The 26,411-nt window shown below is 57.4% G+C and carries 23 protein-coding genes and 1 riboswitch; of the genes, 12 read left to right on the top strand and 11 right to left on the bottom strand.

All coding sequences use genetic code 11. From position 1 onward, the window contains the following. The first annotated feature begins 180 nt into the window (after positions 1–180). On the top strand, positions 181–2,199 hold the full coding sequence (locus WD071_RS17400; protein ID WP_368049677.1) for a transglycosylase SLT domain-containing protein: 2,019 nt from the start codon (positions 181–183) through the stop codon (positions 2,197–2,199). Positions 2,200–2,213: 14 nt separating this feature from the next. Here WD071_RS17400 and WD071_RS17395 read toward each other — a convergent pair whose 3' ends face one another. Beyond that, a complete protein-coding gene (locus tag WD071_RS17395; protein ID WP_368049676.1) occupies positions 2,214–2,930 on the bottom strand; it encodes an FkbM family methyltransferase in 717 nt (238 codons plus the stop codon). A gap of 142 nt (positions 2,931–3,072) precedes the next feature. Continuing rightward, on the bottom strand, positions 3,073–3,498 hold the full coding sequence (locus WD071_RS17390; RefSeq protein ID WP_368049675.1) for a hypothetical protein: 426 nt from the start codon (positions 3,496–3,498) through the stop codon (positions 3,073–3,075). Between the two features lie 96 nt (positions 3,499–3,594). On the opposite strand from WD071_RS17390, the gene WD071_RS17385 reads away from it, so the two are divergent. The 3 genes from WD071_RS17385 to WD071_RS17375 are packed head-to-tail and all read left to right on the top strand — an operon-like array spanning position 3,595 to position 5,537. Continuing rightward, on the top strand, positions 3,595–4,149 hold the full coding sequence (locus tag WD071_RS17385) for a TetR/AcrR family transcriptional regulator (RefSeq protein WP_368049673.1): 555 nt from the start codon (positions 3,595–3,597) through the stop codon (positions 4,147–4,149). Next, on the top strand, positions 4,146–5,093 hold the full coding sequence (locus tag WD071_RS17380) for a lipid kinase (protein ID WP_368049672.1): 948 nt from the start codon (positions 4,146–4,148) through the stop codon (positions 5,091–5,093). The genes WD071_RS17385 and WD071_RS17380 overlap by 4 nt, the downstream gene beginning before the upstream one ends. Positions 5,094–5,096: 3 nt before the next feature. Beyond that, positions 5,097–5,537, top strand: coding sequence for a hypothetical protein (locus WD071_RS17375; protein ID WP_368049671.1), 441 nt, complete (start codon positions 5,097–5,099; stop codon positions 5,535–5,537). Between the two features lie 44 nt (positions 5,538–5,581). On the opposite strand, the gene WD071_RS17370 is transcribed toward WD071_RS17375, so the two are convergent. Further along, a complete protein-coding gene (locus WD071_RS17370) occupies positions 5,582–6,409 on the bottom strand; it encodes a glucosaminidase domain-containing protein (protein ID WP_368049670.1) in 828 nt (275 codons plus the stop codon). A 333-nt stretch (positions 6,410–6,742) separates the two neighbouring features. Between WD071_RS17370 and WD071_RS17365 the strand changes: the two genes are divergently transcribed. After that, positions 6,743–7,570, top strand: coding sequence for a hypothetical protein (locus WD071_RS17365; protein WP_368049669.1), 828 nt, complete (start codon positions 6,743–6,745; stop codon positions 7,568–7,570). On the opposite strand, the gene WD071_RS17360 is transcribed toward WD071_RS17365, so the two are convergent. Further along, positions 7,567–8,376, bottom strand: a complete 810-nt coding sequence (locus WD071_RS17360; RefSeq protein ID WP_368049668.1) for a RimK family alpha-L-glutamate ligase — start codon at positions 8,374–8,376, stop codon at positions 7,567–7,569. The two genes, WD071_RS17365 and WD071_RS17360, sit on opposite strands and share 4 nt — an antisense overlap. A gap of 93 nt (positions 8,377–8,469) precedes the next feature. Continuing rightward, positions 8,470–10,323 carry a carboxylesterase/lipase family protein gene (locus WD071_RS17355; RefSeq protein ID WP_368049667.1) on the bottom strand — a complete coding sequence of 618 codons (1,854 nt, stop codon included), beginning with the start codon at positions 10,321–10,323 and terminating at the stop codon, positions 8,470–8,472. A 119-nt stretch (positions 10,324–10,442) separates the two neighbouring features. Between WD071_RS17355 and WD071_RS17350 the strand changes: the two genes are divergently transcribed. The 3 genes from WD071_RS17350 to WD071_RS17340 all read left to right on the top strand — a co-directional run bounded on the left by WD071_RS17350 (position 10,443) and on the right by WD071_RS17340 (position 14,013). Further along, on the top strand, positions 10,443–11,588 hold the full coding sequence (locus WD071_RS17350; protein ID WP_368049666.1) for a glutathione S-transferase C-terminal domain-containing protein: 1,146 nt from the start codon (positions 10,443–10,445) through the stop codon (positions 11,586–11,588). Positions 11,589–11,605: 17 nt separating this feature from the next. Further along, positions 11,606–12,727, top strand: a complete 1,122-nt coding sequence (locus tag WD071_RS17345; RefSeq protein WP_368049664.1) for a helix-turn-helix domain-containing protein — start codon at positions 11,606–11,608, stop codon at positions 12,725–12,727. Between the two features lie 80 nt (positions 12,728–12,807). Further along, entirely contained in the window at positions 12,808–14,013 is a 1,206-nt protein-coding gene (locus tag WD071_RS17340) for a serine hydrolase domain-containing protein (protein ID WP_368049663.1), read from the top strand. Between the two features lie 11 nt (positions 14,014–14,024). Here WD071_RS17340 and WD071_RS17335 read toward each other — a convergent pair whose 3' ends face one another. Further along, complete coding sequence (locus WD071_RS17335; protein ID WP_368049662.1) at positions 14,025–14,444, bottom strand: MarR family winged helix-turn-helix transcriptional regulator; 420 nt, start codon at positions 14,442–14,444, stop codon at positions 14,025–14,027. Between the two features lie 147 nt (positions 14,445–14,591). Beyond that, a riboswitch (cobalamin riboswitch) is annotated at positions 14,592–14,854 on the top strand. A 116-nt stretch (positions 14,855–14,970) separates the two neighbouring features. Here WD071_RS17335 and WD071_RS17330 point away from each other — a divergent pair. Genes WD071_RS17330 through WD071_RS17320 form a run of 3 tightly spaced genes read left to right on the top strand, consistent with a single transcriptional unit; the run spans position 14,971 to position 18,314 of the window. Further along, positions 14,971–16,869, top strand: coding sequence for a TonB-dependent receptor (locus WD071_RS17330; protein ID WP_368049661.1), 1,899 nt, complete (start codon positions 14,971–14,973; stop codon positions 16,867–16,869). 10 nt (positions 16,870–16,879) lie between these two features. Next, positions 16,880–17,416 carry a DUF6580 family putative transport protein gene (locus tag WD071_RS17325; RefSeq protein ID WP_368049660.1) on the top strand — a complete coding sequence of 179 codons (537 nt, stop codon included), beginning with the start codon at positions 16,880–16,882 and terminating at the stop codon, positions 17,414–17,416. 10 nt (positions 17,417–17,426) lie between these two features. Beyond that, positions 17,427–18,314: a cobalamin-binding protein gene (locus tag WD071_RS17320; RefSeq protein ID WP_368049659.1), complete on the top strand. Its 888-nt coding sequence runs from the start codon at positions 17,427–17,429 to the stop codon at positions 18,312–18,314. Between the two features lie 73 nt (positions 18,315–18,387). On the opposite strand, the gene WD071_RS17315 is transcribed toward WD071_RS17320, so the two are convergent. The 5 genes from WD071_RS17315 to WD071_RS17295 all read right to left on the bottom strand — a co-directional run bounded on the left by WD071_RS17315 (position 18,388) and on the right by WD071_RS17295 (position 25,914). Next, positions 18,388–22,800, bottom strand: a complete 4,413-nt coding sequence (locus WD071_RS17315) for a beta strand repeat-containing protein (RefSeq protein WP_368049658.1) — start codon at positions 22,798–22,800, stop codon at positions 18,388–18,390. A 251-nt stretch (positions 22,801–23,051) separates the two neighbouring features. Next, the gene (locus WD071_RS17310; protein WP_368049657.1) at positions 23,052–23,327 is read right to left on the bottom strand and encodes a hypothetical protein; all 276 of its coding nucleotides are present in this window, start codon (positions 23,325–23,327) and stop codon (positions 23,052–23,054) included. Between the two features lie 52 nt (positions 23,328–23,379). Further along, complete coding sequence (locus WD071_RS17305; RefSeq protein WP_368049656.1) at positions 23,380–24,171, bottom strand: VOC family protein; 792 nt, start codon at positions 24,169–24,171, stop codon at positions 23,380–23,382. Positions 24,172–24,199: 28 nt separating this feature from the next. After that, the gene (locus tag WD071_RS17300) at positions 24,200–24,574 is read right to left on the bottom strand and encodes a DUF1428 domain-containing protein (protein WP_368049655.1); all 375 of its coding nucleotides are present in this window, start codon (positions 24,572–24,574) and stop codon (positions 24,200–24,202) included. A gap of 155 nt (positions 24,575–24,729) precedes the next feature. Next, on the bottom strand, positions 24,730–25,914 hold the full coding sequence (locus WD071_RS17295; RefSeq protein ID WP_368049654.1) for an MFS transporter: 1,185 nt from the start codon (positions 25,912–25,914) through the stop codon (positions 24,730–24,732). Positions 25,915–26,071: 157 nt separating this feature from the next. Between WD071_RS17295 and WD071_RS17290 the strand changes: the two genes are divergently transcribed. Then, complete coding sequence (locus tag WD071_RS17290) at positions 26,072–26,410, top strand: 4a-hydroxytetrahydrobiopterin dehydratase (RefSeq protein ID WP_368049653.1); 339 nt, start codon at positions 26,072–26,074, stop codon at positions 26,408–26,410. Position 26,411 lies beyond the last annotated feature (1 nt).

Raw genomic sequence — 26,411 nt, 5'->3', positions numbered from 1 at the left:
TTTTCTCTGTAAACACCAGGTCCGCCCCGGTTGCCTTGCCAGCATAATAGCACCAGAGCGCAAATTGCATAACGCTTGCTGCACGACGTTTGTGCAATGCGCCGGACACTTTACGGGTCTGCTGTCGTGTTATGATAATTTCCTGTTTATTTCATTCAGCAAGAGTCACAGGTTCGCGCGATGTTGACCGTTACCCGTCGGCGCAATGACGTCCTTAAAAGTTTATGCCTTGGCCTGCTGACAATGGTCGGCGCCATGCCGTGGTTAAGTACCGCTCGTGCAGCCGACAACGCGCAGCCCCAGGATCTGACAGAACAGCGCGCCATTTATCAGCGTGCCCGCGATGCTGCGGCGCAAAATAACAAGGACGAGCTTGAGAGGCTGCGTGCTCAATTGCAGGACTACCCCTTGTTGCCCTACCTTGATTACGCGCTGCTGAGTGAACGCTTGACGGTGCTGGCCCGGACTGACAGTGACGGAGAGCGCACAGACGGGCAGTTCTTTGAGATCGACCAGTTCCTGGCACAAAACAGCAACTCCTACCTGGGTGATCGCCTGGAGCGTGAATGGGTCTCCGCACTGGCCCGGGAAAATCGCGGCGCCGAACTAGTGCGTTACCATAACCCTGACAACACCACGACCCAACTCACCTGCCGAGCCATGCAGGCCAATTTTGAACTCGGCGATTACACCACGCTGGCTGATGCAGACCGGTTATGGAATGTTGCCGTGTCGCAGCCCAACGACTGCGATCCCGTGTTCGAGGCCTGGATTGAGGAGGGTTTCCTGACACCCGACATTGCCTGGCAACGCTTCAGCAAAACGCTGCAGGCAGGCCACCGCAACCTGGCGCGCTACATAAGTTCCCTGATGCCGGATCGTGAGCGTGCTCTGGCTGAGCTGTACCTGCGCATTGATCAGGAACCTGAACGTTTACGCGACCTTGAATCTCTCAGTGCGCGCAATGCCGAAACCGGGGAAATCATCCTTCATGGTATTCGCCGCATGATGACCATTGACGCACCCCTGGCCATGCTTCTGCTGCAAAGCCATAACGATTTTCACGAATTCGCACCAGACGTCATTATCGAGCATCAGCGCATGATTGCGCTGCGGCTGTTGCTGCAAGGTTTTGTCAGGGAAACCGAAACCCTGTTGCGCAATACCCCGTCACTGGTGACCGAAACCCTGGTGAGCTGGATTCTGCGCGATGCACTGCGCAGCCAGGATTGGCCGCGCATTGAAGAATGGATCGCCCGACTACCCGATGACGCGCGCGAATCCGAGCGCTGGCGATACTGGCAGGCACGCATGCTGGAGCAGAAAGGCACAGCAGAGTCCAACGCGCAGGCCCAGGCGCTGTATCGGTCTGTGGCGGCTACACGCAGCTACTACGGGTTCCTGTCAGCTGATCTGCTGGACACAGAATATGAACTGGCTGATACGCCGGTAGCGGTTGACCCTCTTCAGGTGACCGAGCTCTACAACATACCCTCCATCGTGCGCGCGCGGGAATTGTATTTAACAGGTGATGAAATAAACGCCCGCAACGAATGGCAATACGCGGTACAACGCATGGAGCCACAACAGATCGCCGCCAGTGGCAAACTGGCCGACAGCTGGGGCTGGCATCGAAACAGTATTCAGGCCATGATCCGGATCGGCTACTGGGATGACATGCAGCTGCGATTCCCCCTGGCGTACAGCGATCAGTTTGCCCGCGTCGCCGCTGAACTGGACATACCAACGCAACTTCTGTTCGCCATCGCGCGCCAGGAAAGCGCATTCATGCATGATGTCAGGTCACCAGCCGGTGCCCGCGGCCTGATGCAGCTGATGCCGGGTACGGCCCGGGAGACCGCACTGGGTGCAGGCTTGCGAGTCAACACCGCCGACCTGTATCTGCCCGAGATAAATATCACCCTCGGCAGTCGTTACCTGGCAGGCTTGCTTGAGGAGTTCGATGGTAACCGCGCGCTGGCAGCGGCTGCGTATAACGCCGGACCCAACCGGGTGAAGCAGTGGCTGCGCCGCGGTGTCGACAACCCGGTGCCCCTCGACATCTGGATAGAAACCATTCCTTTTCTGGAGACTCGCGGCTACGTGCAGAACGTTCTGGCCTATTCGGTCATATATGGTTACCGCATGGGTGAGCCGGTGCCATTCCTTACCCCCGCCGAGGCTGCAGCGGTTCTTTAACGCCTCCGCCGCCTTTACGCTCCGCGGGTCGCCAGAATGTCATAGTGGCCACCTGTCCCGATGACATCAAAATGCGTGAAACCGCATGAAATCAGTATCTGTTTCACCTGATCCGTATTCACCCAGTCCTCATCCACCTCGTAGTATATTGCTTCACATTGCGATAACACGCCGGATTTCAGCAGTTCCCGTATCACCGTCAACTCGTATCCCTCGACGTCGACTTTGATAACGCAATTTCTGGCGCTCGCAAAAATTGCCTGCAGCTGCTCAGCATTGACTGTTTTGATTGTCTCCGGCCGGCTGAACCAGACCGCTTTTGTGCTGCGCAATGAAGCAGCGCCACTGTGCCCGGGCTTAACGGCAATCTCAGTGTCACCGGCAACATCCGACACGGCCGCGTTCACTGTCCTGACCTTGCCATTGACCCGATTGATACGCAGATTGTCCTGCAAGTACTCATAGCTGCTGGCCACCGGTTCAAACGCAATGACATCGCGACACCGGGGATTGCGGGCAGCAATCAATGAGTACAGCCCCTGATTGGCACCAATATCGATAAAGGTAAAATCAGTCTCCAACCCGTCCAGATAGTCCGATAAAGTATCTCCGTAGCGCCCAAGACAGCAGAAATGAAATGTAGCATCGGTCCATTTTGTGCGCAGATATACGCCATAGTACGACTTGACGCAGGAAATATTGTCAATCGTAATCGCTTGCAAAGACTCCATCGTGCCCGCCTGTAAAAGTACGATATGCGACTATGCTACAAAACTGTGACAAATTCTTAACAGGCCGAAAAAGGGGACGGAGGGAATAATTAGTCAGCCCCCAAGGCTGTTTAATTATTCCCTCCGTCCCCTTTAGCGCGCGTTATGGCGTACTCTGGGGGTCGGGATCGGTCATAAAGAGACCAACCAGCAAAATCATGCCGACGCCGCCCAGTATCATGGCCGGATAGAGGCGATCATCCACAGAACCTGCCGACACCAGCCAGGTATCGATGAACACCGTTGCCAGTACATCCTGGAGCGTTGCCGGACCGACCAGGGCGACGGCGGCATGAACCCGCCAGGCAGGCGGTATACTGAAAAGCCTGAAAGTAGCGAGCATGACGCCCACAAACCCGGTGCCGCCCGCCAGCAACCATAGCCAGAAGAAGTACAGGCTGGTGCCGGGTTCAGTGCCGCCTGGCCAGAAACTGCGAAAGAAAACCAGAAAGCCGACCCAGCCCAGCACCGAGATAATCATCATAGTCAGCATGAGGCGATTGAAGTTTTGTCTGTTGAGCGTCAACATATGATTGCCCTCTCAATTACGTAGCGGTCGCTACATCAATGAGCACTATAGCAAGATACTGTAGCACTCGCTACAATTTATACAGGGATAGCAGAATTGAGCAAGAAAGACATCCGCCGGACCGAGATCATCGCCACCCTGGCTGGTCATTTTTTAAGCAATGGCCTGGCCGATACCGGCCTGCGCCGACTCGCCGAACTCACCGGTACCAGCGACCGCATGTTGCTGTACTATTTTGACAATAAAGACGAACTGGTCAGCGCAGTGCTTGCCCACGTTGGCGCCGAACTGGCACAAACACTGAACGACGTGGCTGGCCCCGGCCCCCTGTCGCCGGCACAGGCCCTCGAAATGCTGTGGCGCACTGCGCGCCAGGGTGAGTTCGCCGACCACCTGCGGCTGTTTCTCGATATCTCCAGTCTGGCCAATCGGGGCAACGAACCGTATCGCACGATTGCCACGCAACTCACCGGCGGTTGGATAGCCTGGATGTCCGCTATGCTGGATTACCCCGAACACGATCGCGAAGCGCTGGCGGCATTGATTCTGGCAACCGTGGACGGCCAGGTGGTCCTGTTTCAGAACGATCTGGCGCAAGGAGATGCAGCCATCGCTCAGTTTTCAAAAATGTTGCAAGAGCGTCACCCATGACGCTCCTGACCTCCATCTCCGGGCGCGGGCGCACACGCGCCTTGCTTATCGTTAACCCCAAAAGCCGCCAGGGCGCAGAGGCCGAACTGGACGAGGGGTTAAAGCGACTGGAAGCAAAAGGCATGGACGTAGAATACCTTGTGTCGCATAGCGCCGAGGAAAGTCGCGAGGCGGTCAAAGCGCGCAAGGCCGACATTGACCTGGTCATTGTCGGCGGCGGCGACGGCACCATCAGTTCCATGGCCGGTACTCTGTTAGAGTGCGGCCTGCCACTGGCCATTCTGCCCCTTGGCACTGCAAACGATCTGGCGCGCTCCCTGTGCATTCCTGACGAAATCGAGCTGGCTATTGAAGTAATTGCTGCCAACCACCGGCAACGCATTGATTTAGGTGAAGTCAACGGCCACTATTTTTTCAACGTGGCCAATATGGGCCTGGGCGTTCATGTCACCGAAGAGCTGACCAGCGAAGTAAAGAAACGCTGGGGAGTATTCAGTTATGTCAGGGCGCTGATCGCGGCCATCATGCGCCACGATCAATTCCACGCACGCTTGACTGTTGATGGCGACAAGTACCGCCATCGCTCAATGCATCTGACGGTAGGCAACGGACGCTACTATGGCGGCGGTAACGTGATCAACGAAAACGCCCGCATCGATGACGGCAGACTTTGGCTGTACAGTCTGCGGCCGCTGACAAGCTGGGAATTCCTGACGTTGGCGCCACTGTTGCGTAGTGGTCAACAAAACCGGGATCGACGCGTTTTTTGCGCACAAGCCGAAGAGATCGAAGTCAGTACCGGCACGCGCAGCATGGAAATTCACGCTGACGGGGAACCGGTGACACAGACGCCGGCCCGGTTTCGGATACTGCCCAAAATGCTGGAGGTTGTGGCGCCGGCAATTGACGAGCACAATCAGATAAAAGACCAAGGGAGTGATTGATCAATGAGCATCTTACGTTCACAGCAACAAGTGGCATTGCAGGAACTCTACCGCCTGGCCCAGGAATCGGCCGATCATTACCGGGACTCCGCGGAATTTGTTGACAATGAGGCTGCAGCGCAACTACTCAACCACATCGCGAGCGAACGGGACCAACTGGCTCAGCAGCTGGCGCAGGCCATACGTGATACCGGCGACCTGCCGACTGCACCGGATGCTGACCGGGAGGCTGGTGAGCAATTGATTCACCGGCTGCACACCTGGTTCACCGCCGATCAGACCCGGGATGTTCTGGAACAGCGGTTAAAAGCAGAGCAGGCGTTGGCAAACATTCTCCGCGAGAATAAAGATGCCGAAAACGCAGACGACTACCAACGTCTGCATGAGCATTTCATCAGCCAGGTCGAAAACGTCACGCAAAAACTCGCGCAGGCGATGGCCTGATAGAGGAGGCACGGAACCTGGTCGGGATATTCAGCCGTTCCTGACTAAAGGTTACCAGCCTCGTCCAGCTCATCAAGATTGTTGAAGCGGATCATGGCCTGCAACTCCCGGATATATTCCTGCCCGCGCTGAGAGTACTGAGTAAGACCTTCGGCCAGCTCCAGACCCGTGATCAACTCCTCATTCTCACGCAGCTGCGAACGTTTCAGGCGTAAGTCGCGGTAAGCATCATGGCTGTTCAGGTTGCGGATGTAACGCTGCACCGATTGCTCGGGAGAATCAAAAGCAGCCACCTCATGCCGGGCGCCCGCTGGCCGCGAATCGGGAATCAGGCCACAGCCAGGCACATAACACCAATGACCAAAGTAGTTATTGCCCTCCTGAGCAAACCGCGATGCACCCCAGCCACTCTCGTTGGCAGCCTGCGCCAGCGCCAGCGACGGCGGTACAACATCAACCCGGCGCAACAGCGTGTCCCAGTCGCCCGGCTCAGCGATATCAAACGCTTCAATCTCATAGTCTGCGGCCAGCCGCTGCACCTGTCGCTGTTGGCGGCCCGACAATGAATCCATGTTTTCACGCAGGCGAAGCAGCTGCGTACGCAGTTGCAGAATTTCCGCGTTGCGCATCTCGACCAGGGGCAGGAAATACCCAAAAAATGCATCCTTGCGCGCGTCAACGTCTTCATAGGCGGTAAAGTCAGGCAATGGCGGGAGCTGCTGTTCGGGCCACAGACGCCAACCGGTCAACACCAGGCTGAGCGCCCCGATTGCCAGAACGATGTGTGCCGCGACAACATGCTTCTGCCGCTGCCCCTCTGCACGACTCTGCGATCCCCGGGCATGATTTACCGATTTAATGTTATCAGTCATGATTAAGTGATTTCCCCTTACGCATGTTCTACCGCTACTTTAACACGGCCGCCGGTATTCACCATGATGACAGGACCGGTTTCAACACCACAAGTCATGAACACCAGGCATTAGCGAAAACCACCAGTCTGTTGTCAATCTCACCAGAGTTTACGCTAGCACTTTTTTACCGGCTTAATTTAGAAACTATATTTATATTAAATTCAATAGCTTAAGAATCTACAAAAATTGGCCCCGCTTTTGCAGAACTTCTCACCAATACCGCGATCTGTAGATCTGCGACTATTCTCATTATCACACTGACTGACGCAACAATTAAAAAGGACAATGACCGTGCGCATACTAACTGGCTGTTTACTTCCCGCGTTTCTACTCTCAGGCGCCGCGCTGGCAGAGGAATGCAAAGACATCAACTTCACCCTGGACAGCAATGACGTCCGCAGCCTGACACTGGATGTCGGGGCTGGCTACCTGGGCATCATCGGTTCCGCCGATGACAATGCAGTGATAGAAGTACAGGCACAGGCTTGTGCTGGCACCAGCAGCCAGCTTGAAGACATGGATATCCTCTACCAGCGCCGGGGCGACACCTGGGAAGTAGAAACCGAGATCTCCGAACAAAACTTCAATGTGTTCTCACTGTTCAGCGGGGACAACCAGCATCGGCGCATCGACATTGACCTGATGGTACCCGCCGGTCTGCTTCTGGCTGTAGAAGACGGCAGCGGAAACATCGATATCCGGGATGTGCAGGGCGAAATACTGATCGACGATGGTTCCGGTGACCTGCAGATCAGCGACTCGTCAGGCCCGGTGCGGATTGATGACGGCTCGGGTGACATCGAACTCAGCAATATCGATGGCCGGGTGGATATCGATGATGGCTCCGGCTCCATGACACTGACACGCACCATGGGTGTCCACATCCGTGACGGCTCCGGTGACATCAACATACGCGATGTGGAAGGCGATGCCGTCATCGCTGACGACGGTTCAGGCGATATGCGAATCGAACGCGTCAGCGGCAACGTAATGGTTGAGAGTGATGGCTCCGGTGACATCACCGTGGGTGACGTACAGGGTGATTTTACCGCCCGTGATACCGGGTCCGGCAGTGTTGACTACCGTGATATCGGCGGTAGTATTGAGGTGCGCGACTAAACCGCCACCGGCCACACAGGCGCGGGGCCTTCCGGATCGTCCGGCTCGGTTTTACTGACCAGATAGTCAAGTATTGCATCTTTGATTGCAGAGCCCTGCGCCAGCCCCTGGTTGCCGAACAACCGGTTGAACTCCAGTACGTAGGGGTGGTTGTCAACCAGTGCAATATCAAAGCCGGCATGATCAACGCCCAGCTCCAGTGCCAGCCGCAAAGCCAGGTCGGTCACCACAGCAGGCACCGGGCTGTGATCAATCTGGCCGCCCTGGGCAACATTATTATAGAACCCACGGTCAGATTGAGTGCGCCAATAGGCCGTTATCACGCGCTCACCGACGATAACCACACGCACATCGCGATCAATGGGCAGATATTCCTGCACATACAGCACCGGCGTTCTGGCACAGTACAGGCGCCAGTCATGGCGGGTCTCTATCAACCACACACCCTCGCCCATGCTGGCCTTGGGCAACTTGGCAACAAAAGGCTGGGGCATCAGTCGCCAGAGTCGCTCCTGCGCGTCCTCGGTATTGGCCTCAATCAGAGTCCAGGGGGTGTGCTCCGGTGCCACAACCTGAAATGCTCGTGTCATCTCCACCTTGTCATGGCCGATGCGGTAGCTGGCTTCGCTGGGAAAAACACGGCAATTCAGGCCATAGATCAGGGCGTTGAGCTGCCAGTATTCGGGGAACAACACCCAATCCGCCTGCCGCAACAAGTCCTTCTGACGAAAAATATCATCGGTCTTCAGAACCGATGTGTCCGGCAAGCCCAGAGTCCGAAAGATGTCGAAAGACACAAGATTCATTTAATGGTTGGCAACCACAGAAAAAAGCGCATTCTATGCTTTATTTACGTCTTGGCAAGCGGTATTTTTGAAGCAGCGAGCCTTCCGGTAACATCAACGTCCCCCGCAACCGCCTTCAGTCAGCCCCATGTATTCGCTGCGGTCAAAGGCCGGGGTGCCGGCAAAGGTTGCAAGATAAGCACGGCAGCGATTAGTCGGATCGCTCCACTGCTCCGCCATGAAATCGGCCTTGATGCTGTCCAGGGTGACTTCCTCTGTCATCATACGAATGCCGCCATCGGCTGCCGAATCCAGAATGAGTGTTTTGGGATTGTTGTCACCGTTCCGCCATGGCTGCCACAGCGGTAACGAACCGTCACGCCCGGTGCCGGTTTCACCGGTATAGGCGAAACTGGACCAGTAGGACATCATCGCCGCCGACAGCTGATCGCGCCCCGGATTGGTAGCCGGATCGTACAAAGCATCGCCACTGATAAAACCGACGTCCCAATCACCGAAGATGAAAGCCATTTCGGTTGAATGAGCCGCGCCAATGGCAACAGCCATGTCCAGACCGCTGTCGCTGACGCGCTGCTCATCCCAGTCAAAACGATAGGCATACACCGGTGCCTCCTGAGCGGGCGCCATGCGCCGGGCCAGATTGTCGACTCCACGCCACTTCCATTGTACTGACGGATAGTGGGCAAAGCGGATGTATTCATCCGGGTCATTGCGAATCACATCCGTCATTGCGGCATAAAGGTAGATGCGACGCTCATCACGATTGGTACCCAGAATAATCGGCACCTGGTTGTAGTTACCGGATGCCAGTTGCGCCAGCGGATCCTGTTCGACAAACACGGTGCCATCGGCAAACTTCTTTGGCGCCGGATAATTGCGCGCCGCTTCCGGGTTGTACAGCTTGAGGAACGCAGCAGCATCCTGGCTGTACAGCAAGTCACGAATTGCATCGCGGCTCATCGAAGCCTGCAAGGCTTTGGCACTCTCGCGATCGGCAGCCAGACCATCGCGTACCAGAATCATGTTGATGATTTCCCGGGAGCTGTGTTCATGGCCAGGCACATTATCGTCGTGGTAGTTCACACCCTGGGCAAGGGTTGTTGTGCCGATACCTCCACTCTGCACAATGGCGCGGTGAAACAGACCCTCGGCCATGGGTGAAGTCACCAGGCTCATGACATTGCCACCGCCGGCAGATTCACCAAAAATGGTGACGTTTTCTGCGTCACCACCAAACGTCGCAATATTGTCCTGCACCCATTGCAAGCCGGCGATGGTATCCACCGTGCTCCAGTTGCCACTGGCGGCAGCACCGGTAGCACCGGCTTCCAGAATCGCTGGATGATAGAACCAGCCCAGGCTGCCCAGGCGATAGTTCACTGTCACCACGATCACGTCCTGCGATTGTGCCAGCTCGCCACCATTGTAGTCACCGGCGTAACCACTGTTATTGCCGCCGCCAAAGATCCAGTACATCACCGGCAAGCGCTCACCTTCGGGGATATCATCCGGCGCATACACACTCAGATAGAGACAGTCTTCGCTGCCAACAATGCCGTCACCGTCGGGATCAGCGATGCCCGCCGACAGACCCGATACAAACTGCGGACAAGGCTGAATAATGTCCGTGGCGCTGAAGGTACCGTTCCACAGTTCGGGCGTTTGTGGCAGCTTCCAGCGCAGTTCACCCACGGGTGGCTGAGCAAATGGAATACCTTTCCAGGCCAGACTGCCATTGTCCTGCACCAGCCCGGTCAACTGACCCTGAGCGATGCTGCGCCGGGTCGGATCGGCTCGCTGCGCCGATGGGTCGGCAAGCTGCGGCTGGCTTTCGTCGGCACCGGAAGTTGCGGACTGTCCGGCGTCGTCGGTGCTGCAGGCGGCCATTGCGGCGCCCAGGGCAACGCACAGACAAAGACGATAAAACTGTCGGGTGGTGAGGCTCATCAGGCTTCTCCTGGTTTTAATTTATTTGCGCTTCTCAATCCCGGCATCTGCCCGCGACACGACCCGAATATTTGTTACACTTCCGGTCCAGACAACATGACAATGAGACGCGCCCTACAATGCCACAAACACAAGCTTTTGCCGACCCCCTTATCCTGTATGGCGTCCCGCATTCCCTGTACACCGGCGTGGTCCGCTGCTACCTGCGCACCCAGGGCATTGCCTACATTGAGCGCCCCACCTCGCACCCTGACTTCGCGCAACGCATCATGCCGGCCATCGGGCGCAGCATCATTCCGGTGGTGGAACTGCCTGACGGTCGCATCATTCAGGACAGCATCGACATCATTGATCACTTCGAACACGCCGGTGTGCCCTGGTCCGCCTGGCCTGACGGTCCACTGCAGCGGGTGTTGGCCATCATCGTGCAGTATTACGGCAGTCAGGCCATGCTGCGACATGCCATGCACTACCGCTGGTCCTACCTCGACAAACAGGAAGCGTTTCTGCGTGATGCCTTCGCGGCCGGCTCAGGTCACGAGATGGCTGAGAAAATAATGGCGCGCATGCAGTCATACCTGCCACAGCTGGGCGTCACCGAAGCCAGCATTCCGGTAATCGAACAGTCCTTTGAGTCGCTGCTGGATATCCTGGAGCCACATTTTCGTGAGCATCCCTACCTGTTTGGCGGGCGGCCATCGGTGGCCGATTACGGCCTCATCGGACCCATGTTTGCCCACCTGGGACGTGATCCGGTACCCTCGGACCTGATGAAACGCCGGGCGCCAAGGGTGTTCCGCTGGGTCGAGCGGATGACGGCGCCCAGACTGGATGCACCGGAATTCACGCAGTACGGTACCGACTATTACACCAACGACACCCTGCCGGAAACGCTGACGCCATTGCTCGCGCATATTGCCGAAGAGATATTTCCTGAACTCACCAGCAAGCTGGTGTTCATGGACGATCACGTGAACCAGTGGCAGCCCGCTGACGGCCAGCCGGTGTCCGACAAACCCCATCAACGCTACATTGGCGCGATTGAAACCCAATTCCGCGGAGTGCCCGTGACCGCCGGTGTACAACCGTATCTGCTGTATCTCCTGCGCCGCGCAGATGCGGTGCTGCAATCACTGGATGAAACAGAGCAGTCGCGCGTACTGGCCGGACTGCAACGCCACGGCCTTGATAGGGCCCTGCCCGGGCAGCGCGGTTACAGTGTCGGGCGCCGCAACCATATTGAAGTCTGGGAGATCCCGGGTTGAATAACTGACGGTCATTCATGATATCCCTCCCCGCCCTCAGCCTGATCGACCTTCTGCTTCGCACGATGGTGCTTGGCCAATTGCTGTTACTCGGTAGTCTGCTAATGCGCGAACCGGCCAGCACGCTCAGGAACCTCCTCCTTGCCGCCGGGATCAGCGTCGCCGGTCTGGTGATGCTGACAGCGCCGATCCCCGATGAGCAGTATGGCCTGTTACGTAACCTCCTGCTGATACTGACCGATGCCTTTGCTTTCATTTTCTGGTTATTGATTCGTCACCTGTTTGATGACGATTTCCGTCCGCATCAGTGGTCAAAACCGATATGGCTGGCACTTATCCTGGTTGGCATTGTTTACTTTTACGTTCTCGGCGTGCAGGCAGGGAACTCGCCTCTGCATGATCTGATTCATGCACTGGGGCTGATGCTGATTGTACACGCCGGTTACATTGCCTGGCGCGGCTTCGCCGATGACCTGTTGGATGCCCGGCGCCGTGCCCGAATCATGGTTGTCGTGGGCATAAGTCTGTACAGCGCGGTGTTGATTGTCTTTGAGCTGGCTGACGAGCGCTTTCGCAACGCCGCCGTGTTTGGCCTGACCAATGCCATTGTATTGTTGGTGATGCTTACCCTTGGCGTGAGCCGACTGTTTCGCCTTCGACATGACCCTGCCAGACATTCGCAAACACATGCCCGGCAAGATGCGACAACCGACCCTGCGTCTGCTGGAATGGCAAGCCTGGCTGAACTTTCTGCTGCACCTTCAATTGTTCCCCCATTGTCGTCCCCCGTTGATACTGCACTGGCGCAAACGCTGGATGCGTTCATCGCCCGACAGGGTTATCACCAGAACGCGCTGACCATCTCATCGCTGGCCAGGCAACTGGCATGTCCCGAACATCGATTGCGACGCCTGATCAATCAGACCCGCGGTTATCGCAACTTCAACAGCCTGCTCAACGACCTGCGCATTGATGATGCCATGGCGCGGCTGGCCGATCCGGCTTACGACAACAGGCCGATCCTGAGTATTGCGCTGGACCTGGGTTACGATTCCATCGGTCCCTTCAATCGTGCGTTCAAGGCCAAAACGGCACAAACCCCCGGCGAATTCAGGCGCCGCGTTCAGAATCGGCGCTAACTATTCGGAATCGGCGAGACCACTTTGGCGTTTACCGGTCACACTCCACAGCCTCAGTTCTGTTTCGGAGTTTGCAAGTTATGTCTGTCCGCTCAATAGTCGTATCACTGCTGACGGTTTTACTCGCCGGCCTGGTTTACCTGTGCTGGCCACTTTATGGCTTCATGGCCGAGAACAACGCCGCACTGCGTAATCCCTGGGGCTGGCAACCTGTTCCTGCCGCCACCACCTGTCAATCGTCGCCCGTTGCTCCGCGCCTGCAACCGGTTGCCGATCAGGCGTGCGCCCTGCTATTGGCGCATCAGGCGCGTGTGCATGCGCCGTCCCTGTCAGCAGCGGTCGCCATTGATGGCCAGCTGGTGTGGAGCGGTGCGGTTGGCTGGTCTGACTTGAAGGCCGACATACCGGCAACGCCGCAAACCCTGTACCGGATCGGCTCCACCTCAAAACCCGTCACCGGCACCCTGCTCGCACGCATGGTGGATGCCGGCCTTGTGGATCTGGACCAGCCCATTGGCGGCTACGATGATGCGCTGCCCAATTCTGACTGGCAGCACCTGACCTTGCGGCAACTGGCCTCGCACATGGCGGGACTGCCGGAGTACGAAACCAACCGGGACTTGCGGGGTATCTACCACAGCATGACGCTGCAGCGTGCGCATTCCGATGTGCGTGAGGGCCTGGCCCTGTTCGACGGCAGTCCGCAGCGCTATCCACCCGGCAGTCAGTTCGAGTATTCCTCATTTGGCACACTGCTGATCGCCGCCGTTTTGCAAAGTGCCGGCGACCAGCCTTTCGCAGAACTGATGCAACGCTGGGTACTGGATCCGCTGGCGCTGACCTCGCCCGTGGTCGACCAGGCAGTTGAGGATCGTGCCCGGTTCTATCAACTCGATGGCAGCCGCGCCCAGCCATGGCGGCGCGTTGACCTGAGCAATAAATTACCCGGCGGTGGTTTCATGTCACGGCCCGAAGACATGGTACGACTGGGCTCGGCGTGGCTGGATCCCACGTTTATCAGCCCGGAGACCCGTGAACAGTTCTGGACGCCGCAAACGCTCAGCGACGGCGAGATCAACGAGCAGTCTTATGCCCTGACCTGGCGCTGGCGCGGCACGGGCAATTACGCCCATCACGGCGGTGTTTCCAAAGGCGCCATGGCCTGGCTGGCTGTGCACCCGGCGCATTCACTGGTCATTGCGCTGACCACCAATGCGAGGCTGGCCGAGTTCAGTGATTTTGCCTCGGTGCAGGATTCGTTGGTGACGCTGTTCGTCGGGAACTAGCGCCACCCGTTTCAGAGCAATAAATCCGTCAGTCGGGCCAGGTGTTTTTGGTCCTCGCCATCCAGCGACGTCATCACCGCCTTGGCCACCTGGCCAAAGGAGACATCGGCATCCTGAAACACCGTTTTCCCGGCACCGGTCAGCGTCACCAGACTGACCCGGGCATCGCGGGCGGCCTCTTCCTTGCTGACAAGGCCCACCTTCTCCATGGGGTTTAGCAGCCGGGTCACGCCCGATGCGCTAAGGCCGACCTGCTGTGCCAGGTCGATCCGGCGCAGTTTCTGCGCCGGCGCGTCATGCAACTGTTTCAATACCAGATACTCGGTAAAGCTGATGCCATGGAATGACAAAGGACCGGAAAGCTGTTTCTGGATCCTGGTATGCAACGCCACGAGTTTGAGCAGCAGCTCACTTTGTGATGCAGTAGGCATAATAATTTCCTTTGATTAATGTTTGAGAGCGCAACTATATTGCAAGCTACTTGATCAGTCAAGCACTGCTCAATCATGGCGGTAACCAAGTTGCCTTCCCCCCGATAATGACCTACCATTGCCGCCGCTTCAGGTGTTCTGCTGTCAATCAGTACAATCCTCTCAGCCTCCATGGGCAGACAGGAGAGACAGCAGAATTAAACGGGAAGTTGGTGCGATGCGCTGCAATCACAGAACGCTCAATGCCAACGCTGCCCCCGCAACGGTAAGCAAGTAAGCCACATCGGTATACCACTGTCATACAGCGCCTGGCGCAACACATGATGGGAAGGTGATGGGGCTTGATAGCGATCAGTAGATGACGCTATGACTTGCAAGCCCGGAGACCGGCCTGATGCCAACGACACGCTGCGGAGGGCAGTGCTGCGGAAAGTAGCCCCTGCTGTCGCGTTTTGTCACAGCGTCTTTCTGTTGCAGTTTCCTCCCGGCGTTTAATTACGTAACGCACTCGGGTGAGAGATTGCAAATGTTGAAAAAACCTTCAAAAACAATTGATATCACAGCTTTACGCTGTGCCGCACTATTCCTGTCCACGCTGCCATTGGCCACCGGCGCAGCTGCCCAGACCAATACCTCGGCCGACGTCGAGAACCGGGATGCAGAGACCCGGGAAGTCATCGTCACCGCCAACCGGCTGAATCAGCCGCTGGGTGAAACCATGGCCGCCGCCACCGTGTTTACGCTGGATGATATCGAAGCTGCGCAGGCAGAGAGCCTGTTTGATCTGCTGGCGGGGGCGCCCGGCATCCAGATGGCGCGCACCGGCGGTCAGGGCACGCAGACCAGCCTGTTCATGCGCGGCACCAATTCTGACCACACATTGATCCTGATTGACGGTGTCAAAGCCAACACCGCCAGCGAGGGTTTTGCCCGCCTGGAAAATATTCCGGTGGCGCAGATCCAGCGCATTGAAGTGGTACGCGGTCCACAATCCAGCCTGTATGGCGCTGATGCCATTGGCGGTGTGATTCAGATCTTCACCAAACAGGCCGCGCGCGGTGATGCGGATACCGGCCTCAGTGGTAACCTCAGCGCAGCAGCTGGCACCGAGTCTACTTACAATGGCAGTGGCGGCTTCAGCCTGCGTGGCGACAATACGTCTCTGGCACTGAATGTGGCACACCACCAGACCGATGGCATCCGGCCCATTCACACCCCCACGCCCAGCGCCCGGCGCAGCGCCTATGACAACGACGCAGCCAATGTCTCCATGGCCCATGAGTTCAGCAATGGGGCGGCGCTGCGTGGCAGCTACAACCTGACCGATTCGCAGCTGGAGTATGACGGCGGCATCAACAACGGCGAGAGCCGCACTGCACACCTGGGCCTGATGCTGCCGGTCACGGACATCTGGCAAAGTGATGTGCAGATCTCCCGCTTCAGTGACGAGAGCGTCGACGACAGCACCTTCGCCTCACGCAGCCGCACTGAACGCGATGCCATCAACTGGCAGAACCATGTGCAGCTGGGGGACAACAATAGCCTGGTGCTGGGCGCGGACATTGAATCCGAGGAATTGCTGTACGAGATGAGCGGCGCGGCGCAGACCGACACCACGCGTGACAACAGCGCCGCGTTTGCCGTGCTGGACAGCCGGTTTTCGCTGCGCAACACATCCGTCGATACTACCTTGTCGTTGCGTTATGACGACAACGAACAGTTCGGTGGCGAAACCACCGGCAAGGCCGCCATCGGCACCGACCTCGGCGACAATCTGCGATTATGGACCTCCTACAGCACCGCCTTCAAGGCACCGTCGCTGGTCGAGTTGTATGTCGATTTTCCTGCGTTCTTCTTCTACGGTAACCCGGACTTGCAGCCAGAAACGTCGCGCAATGTTGAGATCGGGCTGGAGGGCGCACACCTGGGAGCCACCTGGTCGGTCAATGCGTTTCGTAACGAGATCAAAAACCTGATCACCACTGACGCGTCATTCACCAGCCTGACCAATGTCGACCGCGCCACCATCAACGGGGTTGAGCTGGCCGTGCGCGGCAGCTGGCAGGGCTGGAACGCCAATGCCGCACTGACCCTGCTGGATCATGAAAACAGCGATACCGGGGAGGAGCTGCTAAGACGCCCGAACGAGATTCTCAGTGCGGGTATTTCGCGCGAGTTCAACAAGCTTGATGTTGGCCTGACCTGGCTGCTGCGTGGCACACAGAAGGATGTAGACCCGGTAACGTTTGGCACATCCTCGGTAGCCGGCAATGCTGTGTTTGACCTGGCGCTTGGCTATCAAATGCAGACCGATCTCAGCGTGCAGCTGAAGATTGGTAATGTGTTCGACAAGGACTACCAGGTGGTTGATGGTTACAACACTTACGGCCGCACCGCCCTGGTCACTACGCGTTATCAGTTCTGAGGAGAAGACCATGCCCATGACCGCAATCAAACAAATGGAAAGATCACAACTGCTGACCATTGTCGCGCTGATTGTTGTGGTGGCGGCCATGCGGCTGCTGCCACATCCCATGAACGTGACACCGATCGGCGCGCTGGGCCTGTTTGCCGGCGCCCTGCTGCCCTCGCGCATGGCCTGGCTACTGCCCATTGCCGCCCTGCTGCTCAGTGACATGCTCACGGGTTTCTATGCGCTGCCCGCGATGGCGCTGGTGTATCTGGGCTTCTATTGCAGCGCCGTGATCGGCCGGGTTTGGCTGGCGCGTGAACGCACACCGGGACGACTGGTGGGCGCGGTGCTGGCCTCCGCGTCGGTGTTTTTTGTCATCTCCAACCTGAGTGCTTGGCTGATGTATTATCCACGCACACTGGAAGGCTTTGTGCAGTGTTACATCAGCGCGATTCCGTTTTTCGGACGCTCGCTGTTTGGCGATGCACTGTATACGATATTGCTGTTTGGCACCTATGAGTTTGTGCGACGCTACCAGCCGCGTTGGCAAACAACCTGAGGCGACGAGCATGCGTATTGTGTCTTTGCTACCGAGCGCGACAGAAATAATTTGTGCGCTGGGCGCGCATCAAGGCAGCGGTTCGCAACTGGTAGGTATCTCCCACAGTTGCGACTTCCCGCCGGAGATCTGTCACCTTGACGTGTTGACCAGCACCCGCGTGCCGGTCGAGGAAAGCCAACTCGCCATTGATCAGTTTGTGCGCCAGGAACTGGCGGCCGGCAGGGGGCTCTATGCTTTGGATATTGAATTGCTGGACGAATTGCGTGCCGATGTCATTGTCACCCAGACCTTGTGTGATGTCTGCGCCGTGTCGTCCGGCGATGTCTATCAGGCCGTCGCGTCACTACCCGGTGACTGCAATCTGGTCGAGCTGGCGCCCTCTAATCTGGAAGATGTCTATGAGGACATTATCCGCGTGGGTGACGCGGTATCTGTCGGCTCTGAAGCCCGTCGCCTGGTGATGCAGCTACGTGAACGCGCCGAAGTCGTGGCCCGGCAGGACATCCTGAACGGCGACAAGGTATTGTTCCTGGAGTGGCTGGATCCGCCGTTTAGTGGCGGTCACTGGATACCGGACCTGATCGACATGCTGGGCGGCCAGAGCTGTCTGGTGGCGTCCGGCCAGCGTTCGGGCACATTGAGCTGGGACGAAATTGCGGCGTGTGATCCGGACATCATTGTGGTCGGTTGCTGCGGGTACACCAAAACGGAGTCCGGCCAGGCTCTGGAGATATTGACTAAGGACAAGCGATGGCTGTCGTTACGCGCGGTACGGAACAACCATGTCATTGTAGGCGACGGCAACGCGCACTTCAGCCGGGCGGGGCCGCGGCTGATTGATGGGCTGGAGATGCTGGCCGAATCGCTGCAGGGGCTGAGGCGCTCCACCGGCTGATACTTTTCATCTGCTGATGGCTCTCCAACTGCTGATGGCTCTCCATTAGCTGAGGCTCCTGACACCAGCCCCGCTACTCCAGCTGATAAACAAACAACAGCTGCTGATCTCCGTTGGCATAGGTTACCCGGTAGTCGTCCATGCCATTGCCCGTGAGGTCACCCGCCACGTTCAGGGTCAGCCCCTCAGTGTTGCCCGGCCCGCCACGGGTAACCGCATAATCCATGACGCCACGCAGGTTGATACCGTCAATGCTCACCTGGATCGTACCGCGCGTATCCATGCTCGCCGTCGTCACGCCAGACAGCGCCAGCAATGTTGCTTTCAGGTCGAACCAGTCTACCGGCGTGGGCACCAGATCCTGCTGCATCAGCGCACCATCGCCGGCGACAAACAACGACGACACGTGAAGCACCGTGCCCAGGCCCATCACCGGATATTCCAGCAGTCCCGGCGCATCACCACGGTGGGCAGGTATTGCCAAGACATCCGGGCGAGCACTGAAGTAGGTTTCGTCAGCCTGCAACGCCATCACCCGGCGACCGCCCGTCAGTGCGGCAGTACCCGAGTCACCCGGTGACACCAGCATCTGGCCAGACGGCGTAAACGTTATCTGCAGTGACATGTCTGACATCATGCTCTGCAGGCTGGCACTGTCCGCATGCCGGGCGTAGGCACGAATACCCAGCCCATCTGCGGTAATCAGCAGGATGTCACCGTTATCGCCAAGGTAGACACCTGGCGCTTGCCCGGTCTGGGCCTGCACAATCGCCACTGGCAAAGTGACGGCCTGGTAACCATCGCCGCTGACTGTAATCTGGCCATTGGCCAGCTGCGTCACCGTCGCCCCGCCGGCGTCAAACACATCGATCGATTGTACGGCATCAATCAGCCCCGGTGACTCAAAAGTCACGCCCTCACCCAGCGTTAAACCAGGCTCCAGTACAACATCCGGGGCAATGACAACATTGGACAATACCGCATCACCGGTCACAGTACCGCCACGCAGTCGCGCCGGCGCGGCGGCGTTACCACTGATATTGCCCGTAATGATTGCACCGCTGATACTCGCGCCAGCCCCCATCACCACGTCGCCTGTGATCTCGCCGTTGCCTGCCACATTGCCGTTAATGGTACCGCCGTTGATGACACCGCCGGCACCAATCTGCACGTTTCCATTCAGCGTCTGATCAACAACCTCGGTGGTGATGTTGCCTCCGCCCGAGGGCGGTGGTGGTGGCGGTGGCTGCACATCCACCGCCATGTCTACCGACGCGACCATGTCCAGATAACCCAGCGTGAACCGGATATCACGAACACCGTTAACAGGATCGGTGTCGTTCACGTTCTGGAAAGTCAGGTGCTGTAACAATACCTGGACAAGCGCGGGCGTAGCACCCTCTTTAAAAATCACCACAAGCAGGTCGCCGGGTGCCAGCATATTGGCCAGCATGCCAATCACCACGCCGTCCACCAGCACCTCAGCACCAGGATCCGTGCCCGCCAGCGTGACCCGGTCTGAGATGGCGATGGCCAGCATGTCTTCCTCGACATCAGCCCCTGTCAGTATTTCCACACTCAAACCACCGCTGATCAGGCTCTCTGCGCCCGGCACTGACAACTGCAGACCGGCATCAAGCAACATGGGCAGTCCGCCAGTGATAAAAATCCGGGTCGCATCGTTCAGGTTCTGGAACACCGGCTCGCCCACCACGCGGGCGCTCAACGTCACCTCATGCGGGCTGCCGTCAGCGTCGGAGGTCAGTCGCAAGGTGGCGTTGCGGACACCCGGTATATTGCCTTCGTGGCTGATCGTGATCGCACACTGAGCAGCCACCGCCAGCGTGGACTCGCTGCAGGTATCCGTGGCAATAACGAAATCGCCGGCATCGGGGCCACTCAACACACTGGCCGCCAGGTTCACCGGTACATTGCCGGAATTTTCCACCGTAAATGAGCGCGAGGTGGATGCGGCGTTGTAGGCCCGCATGCCAAACCCCATTTCCGTGACCGACAGGTTCAATGTTCGACTGACAATGACATCGGCGTTCAGCGTGGCCGATGCCAGTTGGCCCAGATACGTCAGTTCAATGCGTATTTCGCGCAAGCCGGCCACCGGGCTGTTCGTGTTGATGTTACGGTAGGTTAATGCCTGCAGCAGCAGCTGAATGCGGACCGGGGTGGCGTTGTCATTAAATGTGACGCCCAGCACCTCACCAGCAGAAATGGCACTGTCCAGCGTGCCTATGACCACTCCGTCTACCCGTATCTCGCTGCCCGCCATGCTTGCTGACAAACTGATATCGCCGGCGGTCGAGAACGACAGAAGATCGTCCTCCGCGCTCGCGCCGCTGATCAGCTCCACGCGTAACGTCGCGCCCGCCAGATTCTGGGCACCCGGCAGCGACAGCGCGGCCTGGGCGTCAGGGTCGAACAACACGGGGCCAGCGCCCGCCCGAAACTCCAGGGCGGCACCGTGCAGACCACTCAGCACAGGCTCCGCCACCAAGCGCGCACTCAATGTCACTTCATGCGGGCTGTTACCTGCGTCTGACTGCAGGGTAAAAGTCGCAGCGCGGACGCCGACCGTGTCGCCTTCATGGTCCAGCGTCACGCTGCACTGCGCTGCCACCGCCAGCGTTGTTGCGCTGCAGGTATCACTGGTCACCACAAACTCGCTGGCGTGAAGTCCACTCAGTGACACGCCCGCTACGCTCACCGCAACATTGCCATCGTTTGTCAAGTCTAACACGCGCGAGACCGCTGCTGCGTGATACGGCCGTACGCCAAAATTCAGCAGGCTGACCGACAAATCGAGCGAGGCATTCTCGCTGACAACCTGCAGGGTAATGGCATTGGCCTGGGTGGTATCAATGCTGTAGATAAAACCGTCAGCAGGATTTGCCAGCGTCAGGCCATTGTCCGTCAATGCACCCGTGTAAGTGATCAGGGTATACGTGCCCTCGGCCAGCTCATCCGGATCGGCTATCGTGAGGTTTCCATCAAGTACCAGGTCGCCTTCTATCACGATCAGATCGTTCACACCGCTGCCCACTGTGCCAGGCGAAGCCAGATCAAAATTGATCTGTGCAGTCAGCACCAGTGTCAGGTCGCCAGTATGCAAAGTACCTGCACCGGGGCCGGGCGCAACAACAGCTCCGAGCCCCGCAGTCACAGCGGCCAGCGTGCCGGTGCCGGACAATGTTGCGCCAAAGTTTAACTCCGTGTCACCCACCAGGCTGCCAGTGACGCGCAGCTCGCCTCCGCCGGTCACGCTGGTAACACCCGTATAGGTATTGTCACCAGTCAGAGTCAGCATGCCGGTGCCGGTTTTTGCCAGTGAACCGCCCTCGCCCTCCAGCACCCCGCGCATGATCGTCGACTTGTTGTTGGTGCCGATGGTCAATTTTTTACTGCCGATCTCGACCCGCGACGTGCTGTCACCCTCCAGTGAACCGATGCTGACGCCAGAGCTGGTGACATCGTTGATGAGCAGTTCACCGCCACGTAGTTCGATGGTTGCCGTGCCACCTGTCGCTTCACCATAGAACGAAATGAGGCCAGGCGTGCCATTCATGATGGCGGATGCCACCACCGTGGCATTGTCTGCGGTCGAGTTTTCTTCGAAGATCACGCTGGCGTTTTGCCCTACGCCAAATGGCAAAGCGTGAACATTGATGGTGGCGTTTTCGGCCGACGAGTCATCCTGGAAGCTGAGAATTGAGCCTCTGCTCAGTGGATCAAGGCCGGCACTCAGATTAAACTCAGCGTTCCCGGCAGTTGTCGTGTCGTGGAATGCGACCAGCGTACCGGCTACGGATTCCGGGTCATTGCCTATCCCCTTATTGCCATACAGCCAGAATGTGGCATCGCTTGCCGTTGAAGACTGATAGAAATCAACTCTGCCGCCCATGCCCAGGTCGGTGTTCGCGCCATTAAGTTTGAAGACAGCGCTACCTGCCGATGCATCGTCGTAGAACCTTGACCAACCCCCAATCAGAAAATCATCATCGGCGCCAGCGAACACAAATTCTGTCTTATTGCCGGCCGTAGCATTGCCCCGAAAATCGAAAAAAGCCATCTTCTCGAGATAGAGCCATGGAGCAATTTCGAAGGTCTGGGTGACATCCGAATTGTTGATGACACCCTGCTCGTCAAAAGTCATCGGTACCGCTGTCGTCTGACTGATGGTGAAGCTGTCGGCACCCTCGTTAAAAGTTATGCCGCTGATAGTCGTACCCTGGCTAATGGAGACATCGGTGTTCGTCGACGCGCCAAAGCTGGCAATTTCGGACTCGGCGTTCGGGATACTGCCGCCCTCCCAGTTACCGGCCGTATGCCAGTTGCCGTTGGTGGCTCCCGTCCAGGTGTCGCTGTCAGCCCAGGCTGGCGGCGCGGTGGCCAGCAGCAGGGCCAGCATGACGGCGGTCAACGGATTGATAAACGTTGGGCAGTGGCGTCGGGCGGCAGGGATCTTGGCTGGCATTGTTTATGGGGCAACACCGGTCGTGACAGAAAAACCTGCGTTGCCATCTCCTGATGAGTTGGAATAGCCGCGAAGATTGCCAGTCAAAAACGGGCACGGCTATCACATTTGCGCATAACAGCGACAAATCGCATCCGCATCGCGACAGCAAGGCGCTTTATTCATGGCTCGATGACGCTGGCAATAAGCGCGCGGAATATTCTGTAGAATCAGGCAATAACACCAGCCGGACGCGCCTGTTGGGCACCAGGTCAGCGCTGACTGGCACCTGAAGCATTTTCCTGGCAAAAATGGTCGCGGGATTTTAGCGACCCATCCGGGTTATAGAACGTATCTAGCGCGTTGTATCTGACATAGATGTCTCTGTTCTCCGTGCCTGTGCAGATAACACGGTAGGTATCACCGTCGTACATGGATGCGTAGGACGGCGCCTCATAGGCATCATTGGATGACGCACAGGCGGTCAACAATACCCCGGCCAGTGCCGGGGCAATAAATTTAAGGCGATATGTTATTGGCCTGGTCATAAATTCTCCTTTACTGAAACAACTCCTTTGACCTTACCTTAACAGCTTTACCCTACTGTGTCCCCACCACCGCAAATACAGCCCCCGTGGGATCCATGCCAACAATGATCTGATCCCCGCCTGGCACCTCATGCGGGCCCATCAATACCTGGCCACCGTTAGCAGTAATCACATCGTGTGCGACCTTGATATTGGCAACACGGAAGTAGAACTGCCAGCAAGCCACCGGCTGCTCGTCAGGTTTGTGCATCATGGCACCGATCAGACCACCGTGACGGATGAAGTCGTAGGTGCCCATCGGTCCCATGTCCATCTCGCCGTCCTTAGTCCAGCCAAAGTGCTTGCTGTAGAAAGCCCAGGCGCCAGCCTGATCGGTTGTGTACAGCTCGTTCCAGGCACAATGTCCGACGCGGGGTTTGTCGGCCGCAAAAGCCAAACTATGGTTGCCACTGGTATCCTGCATGATGTAGAAGATCACACCTTGCGGATCATGGATCATGGCAAAGCGCCCGACACCGGGAATGTCGGTGGGCGGCACATGCACACCACCGCCATCGATCTTGATGGCCGTCACCATGGCATCGGTATTGTCGACGCCAATATAGCCGACCCACGCTGGCTGGGCACCGTTCTTCAACATGTCTGGCGAAATTTCCATGAAGCCGGCCACTTCGTGTTTGTCACCCGTATCGGCATCCTGCGCCGCAGCCAGCCAGTAGCTGAGATCGTCCATGCTACTGTCTGTGTAGGTCCAGCCCAGAATCTTGCTGTAAAACTCTCTGGCCCCGGCTGAGTCAGTGGTCATCAGCTCGTACCAGACAAAATCTCCTTGTTTGTTGCTCATGCTCCTTCTCCTTGTTAAAAATCGCTTTTCAGTCAGACTGCATCTCCACAACCGGCGTGAAGCCACCAAAAATCATGCGCTTACCATCAAATGGCATGGGATTGGTGTCCGGGCTCATCCTGGGGTCGCTGCTCATGGTAGCCTGCAATTTTTCCATTGCTGCGTCACGTGTTGCTTTGTCCGGCCATTCAATGAAAGAAAATACAACCGCTTCATCTTCTGTTGCCTTCACTGCACCATAGAAGTCAGTGACCTTGCCCCTGGGCACGTCATCCTGCCAGCACTCCACTACCCGAATGGCGCCACTCTCCATAAAAATCGGGTCAGCCATGTTGGCGTGGTCAATAAACTTCTGTTTGTTGGCCTTGGGTACTGCGAGCACAAATCCGTCAATATAGGACATACTTTTCACCTTTTTGGTTGCGTTCAGTTGTTATTGGTCGGATGGGACCATCACAGATCGACAGGCGCGGTGAAATAATGCCCGGGATGCGGGGGGAATATTTGCAAAGGGAGTGGCCCAGCGGGTCAGTCAGGGCGTGGTAGTGGAACCAGTGGTCAGGACCTGGCCACTGCCGTACTGCCATGACTGGCCACAGCACCAACAAACATCAACGCAGCGCTTAAGGCAAAGGTCAGCCGAAAGTCCTGTTGCCAGTCAATCAGCAGCCCGGCCAGTGCGGGGCCTATGAGTTGTCCCAAAGCAAAGAACACAGTAACAAAACTGACTGCCATCGCGGCATGTTGGGGTTTGACGGTGCTGGTGGCTGCGGCCAATACCGATGTGAAGAGTCCGGTTACCGATAGCCCCACCAGCACAAAGTGCACAGTAAAAGCCCAGGTCTCAGGCCAGACCACTGGGAGCAATGTGGCAAAGATTGCCACCGACATGCAGAATGTCAGCGCACGGCCGTGGCCTACCTTATCGGCGAGCCAGCCCCAGACCGGCCCGGAAAAAATCGACACAAAGCCCATGACCGCGACCAGCCGACCGGCAACCGGAGGCGCGACGCCGGCATCCAGGGCAAAGCTGTACATAAACAGCGTCTGCACAATGTAGGTGACGCCCACTACCCCGTAGATCAGTGCCATGCGCACGACATGCGGGTTTTGATAGGCTATCGCCAGACCCTGCCGCATCGAAACCGGCTCGTCATATTGCGGCGGATCGCGCAGAAAAACCATCACCAGCACAATCACAAACACGGCAATACCGGCAAAGCTGGCCCATATCATGCGCCAGCTGGCCTCATCTCCAGACTGTGTGATAATCGGTACCAACGCACCGGCCAGCAGTATGCCAGTACCCACGCCACTGCCGGCAAAACCGATCACCATGCCCCGACGCTCGGGATACCAGGCGCCCAGCAGCGAGATCAAGGGGGTAAAAGTGAACGCAGTACCAAACCCCAGTAGCGTCATGCACAACATCAGCAGCGGATAAGCAGAAAACTGGCTCAGTCCGGCGAAACCGATGGCGCCCAGCGACAAACCCAGCAGGATGGATTTTTTGCCACCATGTCGGCCCGCGAACACGCCCGCATACAATAACAACACCAGGTAGCCCAATGCGGTCAGCGTACCCAGATTGGCCGCCTGCGAATAACTCATCCCCAGCGTCTCGCGCATGACAGGCAGTACCAGCCCGTAGGCCAGACGACCGAACACCACCGCAACCAGCGTGCACAGCATGCTGATGGGGACAAGCAACAGGACGGAAGGACGTTTGACAGAGTCAGACATGAATCAGGGCTTCTCAAAAAGCCGTGGATTATAGCACAGGTGTGGCAGTCAGAACCGAGGCAGCGCCGACCGGGCGGGTATTTGACCCGGTGCCGGGGAGACGCGTTACCATGGGGCAACATCTGCAATACAACACTTGCAACACAGGAGCGTCATCATGAGCGATCTTGCAACACGCAAATGCAAACCGTGCGAACGGGGCGCCAGCCCGATGAATGCCGAACAGGTCAGACAATACCTGATCATGATCGACGGCACCTGGAAAGTGGAAAACGAAGGCAAACAGATCAGCCGCACGTTCAAATTCGACAATTATTATCAAACCACGGCATTTGTTAATGCCGTGGCCTGGATCGCCCACAGTGAAGATCACCATCCGGACATCAATTTTGGCTACAACAAAGCCACCGTGATCTACAGCACCCACGCTGTGGGTGGACTGTCGGAGAATGACTTTATCTGCGCAGCAAAGGTTGATGCCCTGCTGGGCAGTTAAT

Source organism: Pseudohongiella sp., assembly GCF_040877505.1.
Taxonomy (GTDB): Bacteria; Pseudomonadota; Gammaproteobacteria; order Pseudomonadales; family Pseudohongiellaceae; genus Pseudohongiella.
Note: the sequence above shows the minus strand (reverse complement) of the source record. Positions and strands in the feature narration are given on the sequence as shown.

Excerpts from the sequence above, each read along its gene's own strand:
- WD071_RS17400 (WP_368049677.1), top strand. The coding sequence starts at position 181 with ATGTTGACCGTTACCCGTCGGCGCAATGACGTCCTTAAAAGTTTATGC.
- WD071_RS17395 (WP_368049676.1), bottom strand. The coding sequence starts at position 2,930 with ATGGAGTCTTTGCAAGCGATTACGATTGACAATATTTCCTGCGTCAAG.
- WD071_RS17390 (WP_368049675.1), bottom strand. The coding sequence starts at position 3,498 with ATGTTGACGCTCAACAGACAAAACTTCAATCGCCTCATGCTGACTATG.
- WD071_RS17380 (WP_368049672.1), top strand. The coding sequence starts at position 4,146 with ATGACGCTCCTGACCTCCATCTCCGGGCGCGGGCGCACACGCGCCTTG.
- WD071_RS17375 (WP_368049671.1), top strand. The coding sequence starts at position 5,097 with ATGAGCATCTTACGTTCACAGCAACAAGTGGCATTGCAGGAACTCTAC.
- WD071_RS17370 (WP_368049670.1), bottom strand. The coding sequence starts at position 6,409 with ATGACTGATAACATTAAATCGGTAAATCATGCCCGGGGATCGCAGAGT.
- WD071_RS17360 (WP_368049668.1), bottom strand. The coding sequence starts at position 8,376 with ATGAATCTTGTGTCTTTCGACATCTTTCGGACTCTGGGCTTGCCGGAC.
- WD071_RS17355 (WP_368049667.1), bottom strand. The coding sequence starts at position 10,323 with ATGAGCCTCACCACCCGACAGTTTTATCGTCTTTGTCTGTGCGTTGCC.
- WD071_RS17350 (WP_368049666.1), top strand. The coding sequence starts at position 10,443 with ATGCCACAAACACAAGCTTTTGCCGACCCCCTTATCCTGTATGGCGTC.
- WD071_RS17345 (WP_368049664.1), top strand. The coding sequence starts at position 11,606 with ATGATATCCCTCCCCGCCCTCAGCCTGATCGACCTTCTGCTTCGCACG.
- WD071_RS17340 (WP_368049663.1), top strand. The coding sequence starts at position 12,808 with ATGTCTGTCCGCTCAATAGTCGTATCACTGCTGACGGTTTTACTCGCC.
- WD071_RS17335 (WP_368049662.1), bottom strand. The coding sequence starts at position 14,444 with ATGCCTACTGCATCACAAAGTGAGCTGCTGCTCAAACTCGTGGCGTTG.
- WD071_RS17330 (WP_368049661.1), top strand. The coding sequence starts at position 14,971 with ATGTTGAAAAAACCTTCAAAAACAATTGATATCACAGCTTTACGCTGT.
- WD071_RS17325 (WP_368049660.1), top strand. The coding sequence starts at position 16,880 with ATGCCCATGACCGCAATCAAACAAATGGAAAGATCACAACTGCTGACC.
- WD071_RS17320 (WP_368049659.1), top strand. The coding sequence starts at position 17,427 with ATGCGTATTGTGTCTTTGCTACCGAGCGCGACAGAAATAATTTGTGCG.
- WD071_RS17315 (WP_368049658.1), bottom strand. The coding sequence starts at position 22,800 with ATGCCAGCCAAGATCCCTGCCGCCCGACGCCACTGCCCAACGTTTATC.
- WD071_RS17310 (WP_368049657.1), bottom strand. The coding sequence starts at position 23,327 with ATGACCAGGCCAATAACATATCGCCTTAAATTTATTGCCCCGGCACTG.
- WD071_RS17305 (WP_368049656.1), bottom strand. The coding sequence starts at position 24,171 with ATGAGCAACAAACAAGGAGATTTTGTCTGGTACGAGCTGATGACCACT.
- WD071_RS17300 (WP_368049655.1), bottom strand. The coding sequence starts at position 24,574 with ATGTCCTATATTGACGGATTTGTGCTCGCAGTACCCAAGGCCAACAAA.
- WD071_RS17295 (WP_368049654.1), bottom strand. The coding sequence starts at position 25,914 with ATGTCTGACTCTGTCAAACGTCCTTCCGTCCTGTTGCTTGTCCCCATC.
- WD071_RS17290 (WP_368049653.1), top strand. The coding sequence starts at position 26,072 with ATGAGCGATCTTGCAACACGCAAATGCAAACCGTGCGAACGGGGCGCC.